The 17,147-nt window shown below is 62.1% G+C and carries 16 protein-coding genes; 5 read left to right on the forward strand and 11 right to left on the reverse strand.

Annotated elements, in window-relative coordinates; translation table 11 throughout:
- Positions 1-65: 65 nt before the first annotated feature.
- Entirely contained in the window at positions 66-2,135 is a 2,070-nt protein-coding gene (gene parE / locus ACSSVQ_RS02960) for a DNA topoisomerase IV subunit B (RefSeq protein WP_454180761.1), read from the forward strand.
- 280 nt (positions 2,136-2,415) lie between these two features.
- Complete coding sequence (locus ACSSVQ_RS02965; protein WP_454180762.1) at positions 2,416-3,960, forward strand: DEAD/DEAH box helicase; 1,545 nt, start codon at positions 2,416-2,418, stop codon at positions 3,958-3,960.
- A gap of 82 nt (positions 3,961-4,042) precedes the next feature.
- On the opposite strand, the gene ACSSVQ_RS02970 is transcribed toward ACSSVQ_RS02965, so the two are convergent.
- The gene (locus tag ACSSVQ_RS02970) at positions 4,043-5,506 is read right to left on the reverse strand and encodes a coniferyl aldehyde dehydrogenase (RefSeq protein ID WP_293328247.1); all 1,464 of its coding nucleotides are present in this window, start codon (positions 5,504-5,506) and stop codon (positions 4,043-4,045) included.
- A gap of 330 nt (positions 5,507-5,836) precedes the next feature.
- Between ACSSVQ_RS02970 and ACSSVQ_RS02975 the strand changes: the two genes are divergently transcribed.
- The 3 genes from ACSSVQ_RS02975 to ACSSVQ_RS02985 all read left to right on the forward strand — a co-directional run bounded on the left by ACSSVQ_RS02975 (position 5,837) and on the right by ACSSVQ_RS02985 (position 8,623).
- The gene (locus ACSSVQ_RS02975; protein ID WP_454180763.1) at positions 5,837-6,871 is read left to right on the forward strand and encodes a diguanylate cyclase; all 1,035 of its coding nucleotides are present in this window, start codon (positions 5,837-5,839) and stop codon (positions 6,869-6,871) included.
- A gap of 127 nt (positions 6,872-6,998) precedes the next feature.
- Positions 6,999-7,802, forward strand: a complete 804-nt coding sequence (locus ACSSVQ_RS02980) for an enoyl-CoA hydratase-related protein (RefSeq protein WP_454180764.1) — start codon at positions 6,999-7,001, stop codon at positions 7,800-7,802.
- A gap of 29 nt (positions 7,803-7,831) precedes the next feature.
- Positions 7,832-8,623, forward strand: coding sequence for an enoyl-CoA hydratase/isomerase (locus ACSSVQ_RS02985; protein WP_454180765.1), 792 nt, complete (start codon positions 7,832-7,834; stop codon positions 8,621-8,623).
- 15 nt (positions 8,624-8,638) lie between these two features.
- Here ACSSVQ_RS02985 and ACSSVQ_RS02990 read toward each other — a convergent pair whose 3' ends face one another.
- From ACSSVQ_RS02990 to ACSSVQ_RS03035, 10 genes are all read right to left on the reverse strand, one after another.
- Positions 8,639-9,103, reverse strand: a complete 465-nt coding sequence (locus ACSSVQ_RS02990) for a DUF411 domain-containing protein (protein WP_454180766.1) — start codon at positions 9,101-9,103, stop codon at positions 8,639-8,641.
- Positions 9,100-9,489 (reverse strand): TfoX/Sxy family protein, encoded by a 390-nt coding sequence (locus tag ACSSVQ_RS02995; protein ID WP_454180767.1) that lies wholly within the window; start codon positions 9,487-9,489, stop codon positions 9,100-9,102. The genes ACSSVQ_RS02990 and ACSSVQ_RS02995 overlap by 4 nt, the downstream gene beginning before the upstream one ends.
- A gap of 1 nt (position 9,490) precedes the next feature.
- Positions 9,491-9,853: a HesB/IscA family protein gene (locus tag ACSSVQ_RS03000; protein ID WP_293328253.1), complete on the reverse strand. Its 363-nt coding sequence runs from the start codon at positions 9,851-9,853 to the stop codon at positions 9,491-9,493.
- A gap of 52 nt (positions 9,854-9,905) precedes the next feature.
- Positions 9,906-10,274 carry an SUF system Fe-S cluster assembly protein gene (locus ACSSVQ_RS03005; RefSeq protein ID WP_454184639.1) on the reverse strand — a complete coding sequence of 123 codons (369 nt, stop codon included), beginning with the start codon at positions 10,272-10,274 and terminating at the stop codon, positions 9,906-9,908.
- A 31-nt stretch (positions 10,275-10,305) separates the two neighbouring features.
- Entirely contained in the window at positions 10,306-11,553 is a 1,248-nt protein-coding gene (locus ACSSVQ_RS03010; RefSeq protein WP_454180768.1) for a cysteine desulfurase, read from the reverse strand.
- Positions 11,550-12,893, reverse strand: coding sequence for a Fe-S cluster assembly protein SufD (sufD, locus tag ACSSVQ_RS03015; RefSeq protein ID WP_454180769.1), 1,344 nt, complete (start codon positions 12,891-12,893; stop codon positions 11,550-11,552). Before sufD ends, ACSSVQ_RS03010 begins: the two co-directional genes overlap by 4 nt.
- 49 nt (positions 12,894-12,942) lie before the next feature.
- A complete protein-coding gene (gene sufC, locus ACSSVQ_RS03020) occupies positions 12,943-13,695 on the reverse strand; it encodes a Fe-S cluster assembly ATPase SufC (protein ID WP_454180770.1) in 753 nt (250 codons plus the stop codon).
- 18 nt (positions 13,696-13,713) lie between these two features.
- Entirely contained in the window at positions 13,714-15,162 is a 1,449-nt protein-coding gene (sufB, locus tag ACSSVQ_RS03025) for a Fe-S cluster assembly protein SufB (protein ID WP_293328257.1), read from the reverse strand.
- A gap of 1 nt (position 15,163) precedes the next feature.
- A complete protein-coding gene (locus ACSSVQ_RS03030) occupies positions 15,164-16,381 on the reverse strand; it encodes a cysteine desulfurase family protein (RefSeq protein WP_454180771.1) in 1,218 nt (405 codons plus the stop codon).
- A 76-nt stretch (positions 16,382-16,457) separates the two neighbouring features.
- Positions 16,458-16,940, reverse strand: coding sequence for an Rrf2 family transcriptional regulator (locus tag ACSSVQ_RS03035; RefSeq protein ID WP_293328258.1), 483 nt, complete (start codon positions 16,938-16,940; stop codon positions 16,458-16,460).
- Positions 16,941-17,147: the final 207 nt, after the last annotated feature.

Here is a 17,147-nt window from a genome sequence, read left to right on the forward strand (position 1 = left end):
CGCTATGCCCACCCGCGCCGTACAATCGGGCTCGATTCGTTTCACCCCAGCATTCCGTAGAGTTCATGGCCGCCCGCAAGCCGTCCAAATCCGCCCCCGACGATACCGACGATCTTTTCTCGGCCTCCCCGGCCAAGAGCGAGAGCAAGCCGGCCAAGGCGCCCGCAAAGCGCAGCCGTGCCAAATCCGCCAAATCGTCCGACGGCGATGACGGGTATTCGGCCAAGGATATCGAGGTCCTTGAGGGGCTTGAGCCCGTCCGGCGGCGCCCCGGCATGTATATCGGCGGCACGGACGAGAAGGCGCTGCATCACCTCTTCGCCGAAGTCCTCGACAATTCGATGGACGAAGCGGTCGCGGGCCATGCGGACTGGATCGAGGTTTCGTTTCACGAAGACGGAAGCCTGACGGTCGCCGATAATGGCCGCGGCATCCCGGTGGACGCGCATCCGAAATACAAGAACAAGTCGGCGCTGGAAGTGATCCTCACCACGCTGCATTCGGGCGGCAAGTTCGGCGGCAAGGCCTATGAAACCTCCGGCGGCCTGCATGGCGTAGGTATTTCTGTCGTGAATGCGCTGGCCGACCGTTTCGAGGTCGAAGTGGCGCGCGAGCAGCAGCTCTGGACGCAGGCCTATGAGCGCGGCACGCCGCAGACGAAGCTCGAAAACAAAGGCAAGGTGCACAACCGCCGCGGCACAAGGATCACCTTTCATCCGGACCCGGATATTTTCGGCAAGGGTGCCGCCTTCTCGCCCAAGCGCCTCTACAAGATGGCGCGGTCCAAGGCCTATCTTTTCGGCGGCGTCAAAATCCGCTGGAGCTGCGCGTCCGAGCTCATCAAGGACGACACGCCCGCAGAAGAGGAACTCCACTTTCCCGGCGGCATTCTCGACTATCTGAAGATCGCCATCGAGGGCGCGGACAATGTCACGCCCGAACCCTTTTACGGGAAGCTTTCCAAGGCGGGCAGCCACGGGTCCGTCGAATGGGCGATCGCCTGGATCGGCAATCGCGATGGCTTCGTCAGCTCCTACTGCAACACGGTGCCCACGCCGGAAGGCGGGACGCATGAACAGGGCATGCGGCAGGCGCTCACCAAGGGGTTGCGCGCCTATGGCGATCTCGTGGGCAACAAGAAGGCGAGCCAGATTACGGCGGACGATATGCTCTCCAATGCCTGCGTCATGCTCTCCGTGTTTATCCGCGAACCGGAATTCCAGGGCCAGACCAAGGAAAAGCTCGCCACGGCCGAGGCAACCAAGCTGGTGGAACGCGCCATTGGCGACCATTTCGACCATTGGCTGACCGCCGCGCCCCAGCAGGCCAACAAGCTGCTGGAATGGGTGATCGACCGCGCCGAGGAACGGCTGCGCCGCAAGCAGGAAAAGGACGTCGCGCGCAAGACCGCGACGCGCCGGCTGCGGCTTCCAGGCAAGTTGGCCGATTGCAGCCAGTCGGCGTCTCAGGGGTCTGAAATCTTCCTCGTCGAGGGCGACAGCGCCGGCGGTTCCGCCAAGCAGGCCCGCGACCGTGCGCGGCAGGCCGTGCTGCCGCTTCGCGGCAAGATCCTCAACGTCGCCTCAGCCAGCGGCGCCAAGATGGCGCAGAGCCAGCAGATCCAGGATCTGATCCAGGCGCTCGGCGTGCGGACCGGCTCGCATTACCGCGACGAGGATCTGCGCTACGACAAGGTCATCATCATGACCGACGCCGATGTGGACGGGGCGCATATCGCCTCGCTCCTCATCACCTTCTTCTATAGCGAGATGCCGCAGCTTATCCGCAACGGGCACCTGTTTCTCGCAGCCCCTCCCCTCTACAAGCTGAGCCAGGGCGGCAAGACGGCCTATGCGCGCGACGACGCACATAAGGACGAGCTGATGGACAAGGAGTTCAGCGGCAGAGGCAAGGTCGAGGTGAGCCGCTTCAAGGGCCTTGGCGAAATGCTGCCCGCCCAGCTCAAGGAAACCACCATGGCGCTCGGCAAGCGGACGCTGCTCAGGGTCGTGGTGCCTGAAGAGGATACCGCGGAAACGTCCTCCGCCATCAACCGTCTGATGGGGAACAAGCCCGAGATGCGCTTCCAGTTCATCCAGGAGCATGCGGCCTTCGCCACGGACCTCGATATCTGATCCTGACGTCATTACCGGCCAATTCTGAGGCAATGCCGCCACAGGTAGCTACCAAGTCCCTATGAGGGACAGGGTTACCGGCCCATTCGGTTGACAATTTCGCGGAAAACCGTATTTTCCGGCACAAATTCGCTGAATGCGCGGGGCTTCATCCGCGCGACAGGCTGCTCACTCGCCAGACCCTGGCCGCAGCATCGGGCCAACGAAACAGCGGCGTCGGAGGGAGACGAATTCCCCATCGACGACTTTCAGGCCCGGAAACACGCAAACAGGTTGATGTATGACATTTGACGAACTCGGTCTCACGCCGGAAGTGCTCAAGGCTGTTGTCGAAACCGGCTATACCGAGCCCACGCCGATCCAGGCCCAGGCCATTCCCCATGTTCTCGCCGGCAAAGACGTGCTCGGCATCGCCCAGACGGGGACGGGCAAAACGGCCTCCTTTACCCTGCCGATGATCGACAAGCTGTCGCGGGGACGGGCCAAGGCGCGGATGCCGCGCTCTCTCATTCTCGAGCCGACGCGCGAACTCGCCGCGCAGGTCGCGGAGAATTTCGAGAAATACGGCAAGTACCACAAGCTCTCCATGGCGCTGCTGATCGGCGGCGTTTCCTTCGGCGACCAGGAAAAGAAGCTCGATCGCGGCGTGGACGTGCTGATCGCGACGCCGGGCCGCCTGCTCGACCATTGCCAGCGCGGCAAGGTGCTTCTGACGGGCGTGCAGATCCTCGTCGTGGACGAAGCCGACCGCATGCTCGATATGGGCTTCATCCCGGACATCGAGGAAATCTGCCGCAAAATTCCCTTCACCCGGCAGACGCTTCTCTTCTCGGCGACCATGCCGCCTGAAATTCAGCGCCTGACGGAAAACTTCCAGCATGCGCCCGAGCGCATCGAAGTCGCCCGCGCCTCTTCCGCCAATGAGCGGATCAAGCAGGCACAGGTCAAGATTTCGCGCCGGGACCAGAAGCGCGACGCGCTGCGCCATCTCATCGATACCGAGAATGTGAAAAACGCGATCATCTTCTGCAATCGCAAGCGCGATGTGTCGGTACTCCATCGTTCGCTCGACAAGCATGGCTATTCGGCCGGCGCCATTCACGGCGATCTCGACCAGAGCACCCGCACGAAGACGCTGGAAGGCTTTCGCAACGGCACGATCCGTCTGCTGGTGGCCAGCGACGTGGCGGCACGCGGGCTCGATATCCCCGATGTCAGCCATATCTTCAATTTCGATCCGCCAACCCATGCGGAAGACTATGTCCACCGTATCGGCCGCACCGGACGCGCCGGCAAGGAAGGCGCCGCCTTCACGCTGGTGACGCCTGAAGACCGGAAATATATCGAATCCATCGAAAAGATGCTCGAAACGACGATCCCGGTGCACGACCTCAACGCCGACAAAGAGCCTGCCAAAGCAGAGACGGCCGAGAGCGAGCCTGCCGAGAAGGAAACCGCCAAGGAAGAGGCACCGGCCAGTGCAGCTTCGGGCGACGAAGACGAAGGCGAGACGAAGTCCCGCCGCCGCGGCAGCCGGGGCGGACGGAGCCGCAAGAAAAAGACCGACGATGCGCAGCCCGCCGCAGAGGCCAGCGCGCCGGAAGAAGCCGAGGCTGAAAAGCCCGAGCCCGTGGCGGAAGAAAAGCCGCGCCGTGCACGCGGCGGACGCAATCGCCGCCGGGACCGCGACGATGACGACGACAACAAGGTCATCGGCATGGGCGACCACGTGCCCGCCTTCATGCTGCGCGAAGTGAAACTGCCGCGACGCCGCAGTGCCGAGGAAGAAGACGCTTCGGCGGAAAAGGAAACGGAAGAGGCCTGAGGCCACCCGTTTCATCCGCGCCGTCGGCCACAAGATATGAAAAAGGGCGATCCCTCGGGATCGCCCTTTTCGCTGTTCGGCCCTATTTCTTGATCATGCCCATCAGGCGCTTGCGCGACTTCGAGGTGTAGGGCGGACGGAACATCTCGGCGACCATCTTCGCGTTGGACTGCTTGTAGACGGCCTTGGCGTGGCTGAAGGTGCGGAACCCGTCAATGCCATGATAGGCGCCCATGCCGCTCGGGCCGACGCCGCCGAACGGCAGGTCTTCCATCGAGACATGCATGATGACGTCATTGACCGTCACACCGCCGGATGTCGTGCGATCCAGCACGGTGCGTTCTTCCTTCTCGTCCTCGCCGAAATAATAGAGGCCGAGCGGACGGGCATGACCGTTCACATAGTCCAGCACCTCGGTTACCGAGCGATAGGACTTCACGGGCAGTACCGGACCGAAGATTTCGTCCTGCATGACCTTCATGTCGTCGGTCGGGTTCACGACGATCGTCGGCGGGATCTTGTGGGTCGGCTGCTGGCTGAAATCTTCATTGGCCGGATTGATCTCGACGATCTTCGCGCCCTTCTGCTTCGCATCGTCGAGATAGCTATTGATGCGGTCATAGTGGCGCTGATTGACGATCGAGGTGTAGTCCGGGTTTTCCTTGATGGTCGGATACATCTTGGTGATCGACTTCTGGGCTTCGTCCACGAAGCTGTCGAGCTTGGCTTCCGGCACGAAAACATAGTCGGGCGCGAGGCAGATCTGGCCGGCATTGAGGGTCTTGCCCGTCATGACCTTGGCCGCCGCCTCGTCCATCTTCGCGGTGTCGGAAATGATGACCGGCGACTTGCCGCCCAGCTCCAGCGTCAGCGGCACGAGGTTTTCGGCCGCGGCGCGCATTACGTGATAGGCGATCGAGGTCGCACCGGTGAAAAGCAGATGATCGAAGGGCTGCTTGGAGAAGGCCTGGCCGACCGCCGGGCCGCCCGTGATCACCGCCACTTCCGTCTCGTCGAAGGCGGAGCGGAACATGCGCGCCATCAGTTCGGATGTCGCCGGCGTGAACTCAGACGGCTTGATCATGGCGCGGTTACCGGCGGCGAAGACGCCTGCCAGCGGCGTGAAGGTGAGGTTCACCGGGAAGTTCCAGGGCGAGATGATGCCCACCGTGCCCAGCGGCTGATATTCGACCCGGGCCTTGGCGCCGAGCAGGCCGAGCGGGAACTGAACTTTCCGCTTTTCCGGCTTCATCCACTGGCGCAGATGCTTCTTGGCATGCTTCAGCGGATTGACGGAGCCCATCACATCGGCCATGAGCGACTGGTCATGGCTGCGATGACCGAAATCGGAGGCCATGGCCTCCACGATTTCCTTCTGGTTGTCGACAACCAGCGCGATCGCCCGGTCGAGCCATTCGATGCGCTTTTCGGCGCTGATCGGCCCTTCGGCGATATGCGCCGCCTTCTGCTTGTCGAGAATCGCACGGATCGACTGGGAAATGGCTTCTATATCGGCTTCCTGAGAATTCTGTTCCGCAACGCTCATTGGCGCCCTCCTGTCCCCGCCGCGTGGTCTCGCGGCACGTTTGAAATGCTTCCCGATTGTCCGGCGCTGCATGCCGGCTCGTTTACCGGGATAATACATAATTCACGGGCCATTGAGAGCCCCTCGCATTTTCCAGCACCAGGATGGGCTTTAAGACCGCTCAACGAAAAAAACAGCGATTTTCCTCACGATTTACCTGGCTGTAACCGTATCGACCTAGGCTTCTTCTTATGAGAAGCGACCGCAGGGTACGGTCAGCCGATGGGGCATTCGATGACATCCGAGAAAATCCTTTCAGCCAGCGAGTGCAGCGCGCGGGCTATTGAACTCATGGCAGAGCACGGCGTTGCGCCTGTGCCTGAAAACTATGCTCTCTGGTACCGCTATGCCTCGGGCCAGACCCCCGATCTCAACCAGGCGCTGGACGAGCGCGTATCGGACGGCCTGCCGATCGATCCTGCCGCCGTCGACGAGCTTCGCGAGCGCTATCTGAACGACGCCAAGCTCACCGCCGTCACGCTGGATACCGGCGAGAAGCTGAATTCCGAACTGAACCAGATTATCGAGATCATCGAATCCTCCAGCGGCAATTCAACGGCTTTCGGCCATTCGGTGCGCGAAGCCAGCGCCGGGCTGTCCGCCAAGTCTACCCCCACCGATGTACGCAACGCCGTCAAATCGATCCTCGAAGCCAGCCGGGACATGGAAGCTCGCAGCCAGGAACTCGAAGAACGGCTGAAGGCGACCAGCTCGGAAGTAACCGAGCTTCAGCAGACGCTGGAAGCAGCCCGCAGCGAGGCCCGTACCGATGCCCTGACAGGCGTGGCCAACCGCAAGGCGTTCGACGAAACGCTGTCGCGCGAAATCTCTCAGGCCCGAGAGAGCGGCCAGCCGCTTTGCCTGCTGATCGGCGATATCGACCATTTCAAGAAGTTCAACGACACCTTCGGCCATCGCACGGGCGACCAGGTCTTGCGCCTTGTCGCAAGCTGCCTCAACAACGGGACGCGCCAGAGCGATATGGTGGCGCGCTATGGTGGCGAAGAGTTCGGCGTCGTCCTGCCCTCCACGACCACCGAGGAGGCCGAGCAGATCGCCAACAAGATCCGCGAGGCGGTCCAGTCGCGCGAACTCGTCAAGCGCTCGACGGGCGAGTCCCTCGGCCGGGTGACAATGTCGCTGGGCGTGGGCAGCTTCCGGCCTTCCGACGAATCCGCCAGCCTGATCGAACGCGCCGATGCCTGCCTTTATGAGGCAAAGCGAAACGGCCGCAATCAGGTCCGAAGCGAGTTGAGTGCCCCTGCCGGCGCGCCCGCCAGCACACCCGCCCGCGCGCCTGCCTCCGCCCGGGCCATGGCCGGCTGATCCGGCCCTTCCGATTTTACGCAACGTCTCTCTAAGGCCGCTTCGCCCCTGGCAAAGCGGCCTTTCGCCCGTGCGCGCAGGCGACTATCCTCCCCCGCAAACAAAGCCTTCAGGGAGGGAACGCCCCATGAAAACCGACGGGGAAACGATCAAGCTCGAAATCGCGGATGGCATCGCCCTCCTGACGCTGAACCGGCCCGATGTGCTGAACAGCATCAACATGAAGCTGATCGAGGAAGTGCGCGAAGCCGTCGCCAAGGTCGCGGCCACGCCGGATGCCCGTGTGCTTGTCCTCACAGGCGCTGGCCGGGCCTTCTGCGCAGGCGCCGACCTCGCCGCCCAGGGACAGCGCGAGGAAGGCATGAGCATCGGCCAGGGCGTCGCCCATGGCATGACGGTCGGCTTCAACCCCATGGTGCGGGAACTGGCAGAACTCGAAAAGCCGAAGATCGCCGCCGTGAACGGCACGACGGCGGGCGGCGGCGTCGGCCTTGCGCTCTGCGCCGACATCGTGATCGCGGCAAAGTCGGCCTCCTTCATTCAGGTTTTCGGACCAAAGCTCGGTCTCATTCCGGATATGGGCTGCACATGGTTCATGCCGCGGCTGGTGGGCCTTGCGCGCGCCCGTGCGCTGGCGCTGACGGGCGACAAGCTGCCTGCCGAGACGGCGGCGGATTGGGGCCTCATCTGGAAATGCGTCGAGGACGATGCGCTGATGGACGAGGTTATGACGCTGGCGGGCAAGCTCGCCAAGGGACCGACCAATGCCTTCGGCGAAATCGTGAAGGCGCTCGACGTGTCCGAGCGCCATACGCTGGCCGAGCAGCTCGACTATGAGCGCGACATTCAGGGACAGCTTGGCGACCATCCGAATTTTGCGGCGGGCGTGAAAGCATTCCTTACCAAGACGAAACCGGAATTCCAGCCATAAGAACCGAACTGCAATCAGGGAGTAGAGATATGGATTTCGAACGGGTCAAACTCGACATCGAGGGCGGCGTCGCCAAGCTGACGCTGAACCATCCGGAAGTGATGAACGCGGTTTCGCCGGAGATGCTGGGCGGGCTGATGAACGCGATGGACGAGGTCGAGGACAAGTCCAACGGCGTGCGTTGCCTGCTGATGACCGGCGAAGGCCGTGGCTTCTGCACCGGCGCGAACCTTCAGGGCCGGGGCGACAATTCCGGCAAGGTACCGGATGCGGGTGCCGCGCTGGAATCCCTCTATCACCCCTTCCTGCGCCGCCTGCGCAACCTCAAGGCGCCCTTCATTACCGCGGTGAACGGTCCGGCCGCCGGCGTCGGCATGAGCTTCGCGCTGATGGGCGATATGGTGCTTTGCGCGAAATCGTCCTACTTCCTGCAGGCCTTCCGCCGCATCGGCCTTGTGCCGGATGGCGGCTCGACATGGATTCTGCCGCGTCTCGTCGGCAAGGCGCGCGCGATGGAGCTTTCGCTGCTGGGCGAAAAACTGCCCGCCGAGACCGCGCTGGAATGGGGCCTCGTGAACCGCGTCTATGACGATGAAAAGCTGATGGACGAAGCCATGGCGCTGGCAAAGGATCTCGCCAGCGGCCCGACCAAATCGCTCGCCGGCATCCGGCAGCTCTACTGGGAGAGCACGGATAACACCTATGAAGAGCAGCTCAATCTGGAGCGGCAGCTTCAGCGCGATATGGGCTATTCTTCGGATTTCCGGGAAGGCGTGAAGGCCTTCCTGCAGAAGCGTCCTGCCGAATTCAAAGGCGAGTAAACCAGCAAAGGCCGGTCAGAAGGTTGCGTAGACCTTCGGCCGGCCGTTTCCGAAGGCCAGCACATCGACGGGCCCTGCTTTCGGCCCCGGCATTCCGGGTGTGCCGACAGGCATGCCCGGCACGGAAATACCCGCGACGCCTTCGGGCCGCTCGTTCAGAAGGCGGCGAACGAACTTGGCGGGCACGTGACCTTCCACGACATACCCATCGATCAGCGCGGTATGGCAGCTTGCCAGATCGGACGTGATGCCATGGCGGATTTTCCGGACAGCCAGATCGCTGTCCTCGAGCATACGAATGTTGAAGCCCGCCTCGCGCATATGGTCCGCCCATAGATCGCAGCAGCCGCAACCCGGCGCTTTGTAGGCCGTGCCTTGAATGATCGCGGCGCGGGCCGTCTGGCTTGCGAGCGGTGAAAGCGCTGCGACGCCGACTGCCAGCATGCCGCCCAGAAGCAATTTCCGCCTGTCGATGTTCATCCCGCTCTGCTCCGCTTTTTCGTTTTCGGTTTCTTGCCGGCCTTGGCCCGCATGGCCGCGCTTACCGCATCGCGCGCCCAGACGACCATTTCATCCGGGTCGTCGTAGAGCCGTTCCGGCACCTCATAATAGGACATTGAAATGGCTTTGCGCGCCTGCCCGTCTTTCGGCGGCGGCTGGTACATGAAGGGCTCCTGCCCTTCTTCCTCGAAGGCGGCGCGGTTTTGCGCATCGGCCTTGAAGTAGAGCGTTTCGCCTACGATGAGGCCGAACATCAGATCGTCGAAATAGACGCCAGCGCCGCCGAACATGGCGCGGATACGCACGGGGCCCAGGGCTTCGAGCTGCTCGCGCACAAAGGCCTTGTACTCCGCGCTGACGGCCATGTCAGTCGGCCTGGGCGGGAACGATGGTCACGCTCTCGCCGCAGCCGCACGCATCCGTCACATTGGGATTGTTGAAACGGAAGCCGCTGGAAAACTTGTCGGTCTCGTAATCCATCTCGGTGCCCAGCAGGAACAGGATCGCCTTGGGGTCGATCAGGATCTTGATGCCGTGATCCTCGACCACCTCGTCCATGGGGTTCGCCTCTTCGGCATAGTCCATGGTGTATTCCATGCCCGCGCAGCCGCCATTCTTTACGCCGATGCGTACACCGACATATTTGCCTTCCGAGGCCGACATGATCGCCTTCATCCGCTCCGCGGCGCGATCGGTCAGTGAAATAGCCTTGGGCCTTTCGCGTTGCATTGCCGTTCTCCTTAACCCTTGAAATGGCGTTTCACGGGGTCTGCTTCAAGCCTCAATACATGTTGAGCGCGACGCGCGCCTCGTCCGACATGCGGCTCGGGTCCCAGGGGGGATCGAACACCATGTCGACATCGACATCGTTGACGCCCTCGACAGTGCGCACGGCATCGGCCACCCATTCGGGCATCTGGCCGGCGACCGGGCAGCCCGGCGCGGTCAGCGTCATATCGACTTTGACGTCGCGGTCGTCGGAAACATCGACCTTGTAGATGAGACCCAGCTCATAAACATCGACCGGGATTTCCGGGTCATAGACGGTCTTGAGCGCTGCGATGATGTCATCGGTCAGCCGCTCAAGCTCCTCGGGCGGGATAGCGGAAGGCTTCTCAGCCTCCTCTCCCGGTGTCTCCGCTCCGTCCATCGCTTTCACATCTTCGGTCGTCATTCTGTCCTCATCCGAAGAATTTCCTGGAGTCGATCAGCGCGTCGACCAGCGCATCGACATCGTTCGTCGTATTATACATGGCGAAGGAAGCGCGCGATGTCGCCCCCACGCCGAAACGGTCCATCACCGGCTGGGCGCAATGGTGCCCCGCGCGCACGGCAACACCCGCGCGATCGATCACGGTCGCGATGTCATGCGCATGCGCATTGTCCATCACGAAGGAGATGATGCTGCCCTTCTGCTTCGAGGTCCCGATAATGCGCAGGCCCTCGACATCCGACAGACGCCGGGTCGCATAGTCCAGCAGCGCCATTTCATGCGCGAGAATGGCCTCACGGTCCGCTTCCATCATGTAGGCAAGCGCCGCGCCGAGCCCGATGGCCTGCGCGATGGGCGGCGTCCCGGCCTCGAAGCGATGCGGCGGATCGGCATAGGTGATCTCGTCCATCGCCACTTCGCGGATCATTTCGCCGCCGCCGCGATAAGGACGCATGGCATCGAGATGTTCGCGCTTGCCGTGAAGCAGACCGATACCGCTCGGCCCGTAAAGTTTGTGTCCCGAGCAGACATAAAAATCGCAATCCAGGGCCTGCACATCGGTCGGCAAATGCACCGCGCCCTGACAGCCATCCACCAGCACCGGCACGTCATGGGAATGCGCGATGTCGATCATTTCCTTCAGCGGCGTAATGGTGCCGAGCGCGTTGGACATCTGCGACATGGCGACGAATTTCGTGCGCGGGCCGAATGCGGCCTTGTAAGCGTCGAAATCGACATCGCCTTCATCGGTCAGCGGTATCCATTTCAGCACCGCGCCGAAGCGTTCGCGCAGGAAATGCCAGGGCACGATGTTGGAATGATGCTCAAGCTGGCTGAGGATGATCTCGTCGCCTTCCTCGATGCGCGGCTCAAGCCAGGACGACGCGACCATGTTGATCGCATCCGTCGCGCCCGCAGCGAAGATGATTTCCTCTTCCTGCGCGGCATTGAAGAATGTCCGGGCCGTCCTTCGCGCTTCCTCGTATTTCTCCGTCGCCGCATTGGAGAGATAGTGCATGCCGCGATGAACATTGGCGTATTCATGCGAATAGACCTCGTTCACCGCATCGATCACAACTTTCGGCTTTTGCGCCGAGGCCGCACTGTCCAGATAGACGAGCGGCTTGCCATAGACCTCGCGCGCGAGGATGGGGAAGTCGGCTCGGACCTTCTCCAGATCGAGGGCCGGTTTCTTGTTCAATGCAGGCGCGTTCATAGGATGTCCTCCGCCGAAAGGTTGCCCGCTTCGAACCAGCCGGCCACCAGCGCCTTAAGCTCGGCGCGCGCTTCCTCATGGGGTGCATAATCCAGCGCCTCGTCGAGAAAGGCCGAGATCAGCAATTGCCGCGCGGTCATCTCATCGATCCCGCGCGAGCGCAGATAGAAGAGCGCGTCCTTGTCCAGTTCGCCAATGGTCGAGCCATGCGCGCATTGCACGTCGTCGGCGTAAATTTCGAGTTCCGGCTTGGCGTTGATCGAAGCGTCGCGCGACAGCAGCAGCGCATTGGTCATCTGGCGCCCATCCGTCTGCTGCGCATCGGGCCGCACGACCACCTTGCCCTGGAAGATGCCCTGGGACTCGTCGTCCAGCACGCCCTTGAAATGGGTGTGGCTGGTGCACTCCGGTACGGCATGATCGACAACGCAGAACTGGTCGGCATGCTGTTTTCCCCGCAGCGCATAGGCGCCGTTCACGTGAGCTTCAGCCGCCCTGCCCTCGAACTCCACAAAGGTCTGGCCACGCGAAACGCCGCCGCCTGCGATCAGCGTAAAGCTGTCGAGTTTCGCTTCGTCCGCCAGCGCGGCGCGCATGGTGGCGAGATGAACGGCGTCCTCCGCCTCGTCCTGCAACTTGATGTGATTGAGCGTCGCGCCGACACCCAGCGACACTTCCGTCACCAGATCGACAAAATAATGCGCCGCCCCTGCCGAGGCATGGGTCTCGAAGACGGTGGCTTGCGCCTGCTTTTCCAGCCGGACAAGGGTCCGCATGTGGGACGCACCGTCATCGGCGGCGAGGAAGATGAGATGCACCGGCTTGTCGAGCGTCACGCCCTCCTCGACATGCAGCGCCACACCATCCGCCATCAGCGCCATGTTGAGCGCCGAAACGGATTGGGCCTGCCAGTTGATCTCGAAACGGCGTTCGATAAGCGCCTTCGTCCAGGCCTCGCCCAGCACATCCGAGAAGGGCTTGAGCACGACACCTTCGGGAAGGTCTTCCATATCGGAGAGCGCCCGGTTGAGACGGCCGTTTACGAAAACGATCTTGTAACGATCGATCGCATGGAAAAGAGCTGCGCCGTTGCGGGTATCCTCTTCCGACAGGAACACCGCACCCTGATGAACCGGTGCCGGGGTGAAAGCGGCTTTTTCCAGCACGTCGCGCAGGTCGGTATATTTCCAGTCTTCCAGACGGCGGTGCGGCAGGCCCGCATCGGCCAGTTCCCGGACCGCGGCTTCGCGCCGCGCAGCCAGCCAGCCATCCGCGCCGGGCAGCGATGCACGCTCCCGTTCGAAAGTGTCGATAAAACTCTGCGCTGTCGCGTCGGTCATTGTGTTACTCAAAAAAACGTCAATTCAGTCGGCTCCGGAAACGCCCTGATCAGGCAGCTTCGTCGGCGCCATATTCCGCGTAACCCGACTTTTCGAGTTCGAGCGCCAGGTCCTTGCCACCGGTCTTCACGATGCGGCCCCGGGACAGGACATGCACCTTGTCGGGCACGATGTAGTCGAGCAGGCGCTGGTAATGCGTAATCACCAGCATGGAGCGCTCGGGCGACCGCAAGGCGTTCACGCCTTCCGACACCACTTTCAGCGCGTCGATGTCGAGACCGGAGTCGGTTTCGTCCAGGATCGCAAGCCAGGGTTCCAGGATCGACATTTGAAGAATTTCGGCGCGCTTCTTTTCGCCACCGGAAAACCCGACATTGAGCGGGCGCTTCAGCATCTCGTCGCTCACATTGAGGGGCTTCGCCTTTTCGCGCACCAGCTTCAGGAACTTCACGGCGTCCAGCTCTTCCTCGCCGCGCGCCTTACGCTGCGCGTTCAGCGCCGTCTTGAGGAAAGTCATGGTGGTGACGCCGGGAATTTCGATCGGGTACTGGAAGGCGAGGAAGATGCCCGCCGCCGCGCGCTCGTCCACGCTCATCGCCAGCGCGTCCTGCCCCTTATAGGTGATGGAGCCTTTCGTGACCTCATAGCCTTCGCGGCCCGACAGCACATAAGAGAGCGTCGATTTGCCGGAGCCGTTCGGCCCCATGATGGCATGCACTTCGCCTGCGCCGATCTGCAGGTCGATCCCCTTCAGGATCTCTTTGCCACCGACTTCCACATGCAGGTTCTTGATCTCAAGCATTACTCTGTTCCTCTCGCGTCAACCGACGCTGCCTTCAAGACTGATACCGACAAGCTTCTGCGCCTCGACGGCAAATTCCATGGGGAGCTGCTGCAACACGTCGCGGCAGAACCCGTTGACGATGAGCGCCACCGCTTCTTCCTCCGGCACGCCGCGTTGCATGCAATAGAAGAGCTGCTCGTCGCTGATCTTCGAGGTCGTCGCCTCATGCTCCAGAATGGCGGTCGGGTTCTTCGCCTCGATATAGGGCACGGTGTGCGCGGAGCATTTGTCGCCGATCAGCAGGCTGTCGCATTGCGTGAAGTTGCGGACGTTCTCCGCCTTCTTGTGCACCGAGACGAGACCGCGATAGGTGTTGGACGAGCCGCCGGCGGAAATGCCCTTGGAGACGATCCGGCTCGACGTGTTCTTGCCGAGATGGATCATCTTGGTGCCGCTATCCACCTGCTGCTTCGTGTTGGAAATGGCGATGGAATAGAACTCGCCGCGCGAATTGTCGCCGCGCAGGATGCAGCTGGGATATTTCCAGGTGATGGCGGAACCCGTCTCCACCTGCGTCCAGGAAATTTTCGAGTTCTTGCCCCGGCAGTCGCCGCGCTTCGTCACGAAGTTGTAGATGCCGCCCTTGCCGTTCTCGTCGCCGGGATACCAGTTCTGAACGGTGGAGTATTTGATCTCCGCATCGTCCATCGTCACCAGTTCCACGACGGCAGCATGAAGCTGGTTCTCGTCACGCTGCGGCGCGGTGCAGCCTTCGAGATAGCTTACATAAGAGCCTTCTTCCGCAATGATGAGCGTGCGTTCGAACTGGCCTGTCTGCTTCTCGTTGATACGGAAATAGGTCGACAGCTCCATCGGGCAGCGCACGCCCTTGGGGATGTAGACGAACGACCCGTCGGAGAAGACGGCGGAGTTGAGCGTCGCAAAGAAATTGTCCGTCACCGGAACGACGCTGCCGAGATATTTCTTCACCAGATCCGGATAGTCGCGGATGGCCTCCGAAATCGGGCAGAAGATGACGCCCGCCTCTTTCAGCTTTTCCTTGAAGGTGGTGACGACCGACACGCTGTCGAAAACGGCATCCACCGCGACGCCCGCCAGCATCTTCTGCTCCTCGAGCGGAATGCCGAGCTTCTCATAGGTTTCGAGAAGCTTGGGATCCACCTCGTCGAGGCTTTCGGGCCCGGCGGTCTGCTTGGGCGCGGAATAATAGTAAGCGTTCTGATAGTCCATCGTCGGATAGAACACCTTGGCCCATGTCGGCTCTTCCATGTTCTTCCAGCGGCGGAACGCTTCCAGACGCCATTCCAGCATCCATTCCGGTTCGTTCTTTTTCGCGGAGATGTAGCGAACGGTATCCTCCGTCAGGCCAATCGGCGCCTTTTCGGATTCGATCTCGGTCGAGAAGCCGTATTTGTACTTCTCCACTTCGCCAACGGTTTCGACTGTCTCCTTGACGGCCGCCATTTCAACTCTCCACTTCCGCGAGCGCCGCGTTGCGCCCGCTCGTCTCACTTCCGTCCGTCCCGTGCCGCTTCTTCGCCTTCATATAGGCGCGCGACCAGCTTTCGACGAACCGGTTCACATCATCCTCGGTGCTGTTCCAGCCCAGGCTGACCCGGACCGCACCCTTTGAAATTTCGTCCTCGATGCCCATCGCATCGAGGACATGCGGGCGCCCCACCTTGCCGGAAGAGCAGGCCGCGCCGGCACTGACGGCGATCCCCTCGAGGTCCAGCATCATGACCAGCCGCTCGGCATCGAGGCCGGGGGCCGAAACATAGCTCGTATTGGGCAGCCGCGCCGCCCGGGCGCCGAAAAACACCGCATCGGGCGCGATGTCGGCAATCCGCTCTTCCAGCATGTCGCGGAGAAGCGAGAGGCCCGAAAATCCATCCAGCGCCGCATCCGCCGCCGCCGCCGCCGCCCCGAAGCCTGCAATGCCCGGGACGTTCTCGCTGCCGGCCCGGCGGCGCATTTCCTGTCCGCCGCCAAGCTGAAGCGCCTCCAATGGCAGGCCCTTGCGGAACACAAGAGCGCCGGTGCCCAGAGGACCGCCCAGCTTGTGCCCGGCCAAAAGCATCATGTCCACGTCCGCCGCCGCGAAATCGACGGGCAGCTTGCCCGCCGCCTGCACGGCATCGGTGAGAAGCAATCCGCCCGCCGCATGCGTCAGGTCGGCCGCGTCCTTTACCGGCTGGATCGTGCCGGTTTCGTTGTTCGCCCACATCAGCGCCACCAGCGGCTTGCCGGGCTCGGCCAGAAGCGTCTTCAGGGCTGTGAGATCGGCCACACCTTCGCCGTCCACGGGAAGCCATGAGAGCGGCAGGCCGACTGCCTCCGCCGGGGCCCGCACCGCGCTGTGCTCCACCGAACAGACGATCAGCCGCTCGATACCCGCGCCGGCCTTTGCCGCATGAAGGGCAAGATGGGCGGCCTCGGTGCCACCGCTCGTGAAGACGAGATCGGCGTCGTTCGCCCTCACCAGCGCCTTGACCTGGGCCCGCGCCTTCTCGACCAACTTGCGCGCCGCGCGCCCTTCCGCATGCACGGAAGAGGGATTGCCAAGTCCCATGCCCGGCGCGGCCAGCGCACGCATCACCGCTGCCGCGGCTTCAGCCCGCAGCACGGTCGTGGCGTTATGGTCCAGATAGGCGCGTTTCACCGTCATCGCCTTGTTTGTCACCTTGCGACGTTCATTCCGGGCCCCGATCAGTGCTGACAAGAGCCAGAGGCTGGAGCGGCCCGGAGGTCAGGGATTTTCAGCTCGCGGCGGCTACCGGCCGGTCGGAAAGCTCTTCGGTTACGGGCCGCGTCACCATGGCGCCGCCTGCGAGACGGCCGTCAATCACATCGCCCAGCGAAACCGAATTCAGATAGACGTGAATCTGCTGGCTCAGGCCTTCCCACAGATCATGCGTGATGCAACGTCCGGAAGAGGCAAGGCAGCCCTTGGGGGACCCAAGTTCGCAGCGCGTCGCCTTGATCGGCTCATCCACAGCCATGATGACGTCGGAAATGCGGATGACGTCGGCGCCCCGGGCAAGCAGATAGCCGCCGCCGGGACCGCGCACGCTCTTGACGAGACTACCGCGGCGCAATTTGGCGAAAAGCTGCTCCAGATAGGACAGCGAAATTTCCTGGCGTTCGGCAATTTCCGCAAGAGCGACCGGATTGCCGGCGGAGTGGCGCGCCAGATCGGCCATGGCCATGACCGCGTAGCGGCCTTTCGTTGTCAGCTTCACGACATACTCCTTTTACATCGGCACCGGGTGGAGAGCGCGAAAAGCTTGCAAACCAGTCCGATGCCTGTGTTAAGAACATGCGCCCTGAGACATGGCGATGCCCTATCCTGCTTCCGCAGTGCAGCACAAAGGCCGTCAGACCTCTCGGAAGCTGTTTCCATGGGACGGGATTTCCCGACCTCTTAAGTCAACTATCTAGCACCTCGT

This window comes from Parvibaculum sp. MBR-TMA-1.3b-4.2, from assembly GCF_053628815.1.

Excerpts from the sequence above, each read along its gene's own strand:
- ACSSVQ_RS02970 (WP_293328247.1), bottom strand. The coding sequence starts at position 5,506 with ATGAGCGTTGCGGAACAGAATTCTCAGGAAGCCGATATAGAAGCCATT.
- ACSSVQ_RS02995 (WP_454180767.1), bottom strand. The coding sequence starts at position 9,489 with ATGGCCGTCAGCGCGGAGTACAAGGCCTTTGTGCGCGAGCAGCTCGAA.
- ACSSVQ_RS02980 (WP_454180764.1), top strand. The coding sequence starts at position 6,999 with ATGAAAACCGACGGGGAAACGATCAAGCTCGAAATCGCGGATGGCATC.
- sufC (WP_454180770.1), bottom strand. The coding sequence starts at position 13,695 with ATGCTTGAGATCAAGAACCTGCATGTGGAAGTCGGTGGCAAAGAGATC.
- sufB (WP_293328257.1), bottom strand. The coding sequence starts at position 15,162 with ATGGCGGCCGTCAAGGAGACAGTCGAAACCGTTGGCGAAGTGGAGAAG.
- ACSSVQ_RS03005 (WP_454184639.1), bottom strand. The coding sequence starts at position 10,274 with ATGGACGGAGCGGAGACACCGGGAGAGGAGGCTGAGAAGCCTTCCGCT.
- parE (WP_454180761.1), top strand. The coding sequence starts at position 66 with ATGGCCGCCCGCAAGCCGTCCAAATCCGCCCCCGACGATACCGACGAT.
- sufD (WP_454180769.1), bottom strand. The coding sequence starts at position 12,893 with ATGACCGACGCGACAGCGCAGAGTTTTATCGACACTTTCGAACGGGAG.
- ACSSVQ_RS02985 (WP_454180765.1), top strand. The coding sequence starts at position 7,832 with ATGGATTTCGAACGGGTCAAACTCGACATCGAGGGCGGCGTCGCCAAG.
- ACSSVQ_RS02975 (WP_454180763.1), top strand. The coding sequence starts at position 5,837 with ATGGCAGAGCACGGCGTTGCGCCTGTGCCTGAAAACTATGCTCTCTGG.
- ACSSVQ_RS02965 (WP_454180762.1), top strand. The coding sequence starts at position 2,416 with ATGACATTTGACGAACTCGGTCTCACGCCGGAAGTGCTCAAGGCTGTT.
- ACSSVQ_RS02990 (WP_454180766.1), bottom strand. The coding sequence starts at position 9,103 with ATGAACATCGACAGGCGGAAATTGCTTCTGGGCGGCATGCTGGCAGTC.
- ACSSVQ_RS03010 (WP_454180768.1), bottom strand. The coding sequence starts at position 11,553 with ATGAACGCGCCTGCATTGAACAAGAAACCGGCCCTCGATCTGGAGAAG.
- ACSSVQ_RS03000 (WP_293328253.1), bottom strand. The coding sequence starts at position 9,853 with ATGCAACGCGAAAGGCCCAAGGCTATTTCACTGACCGATCGCGCCGCG.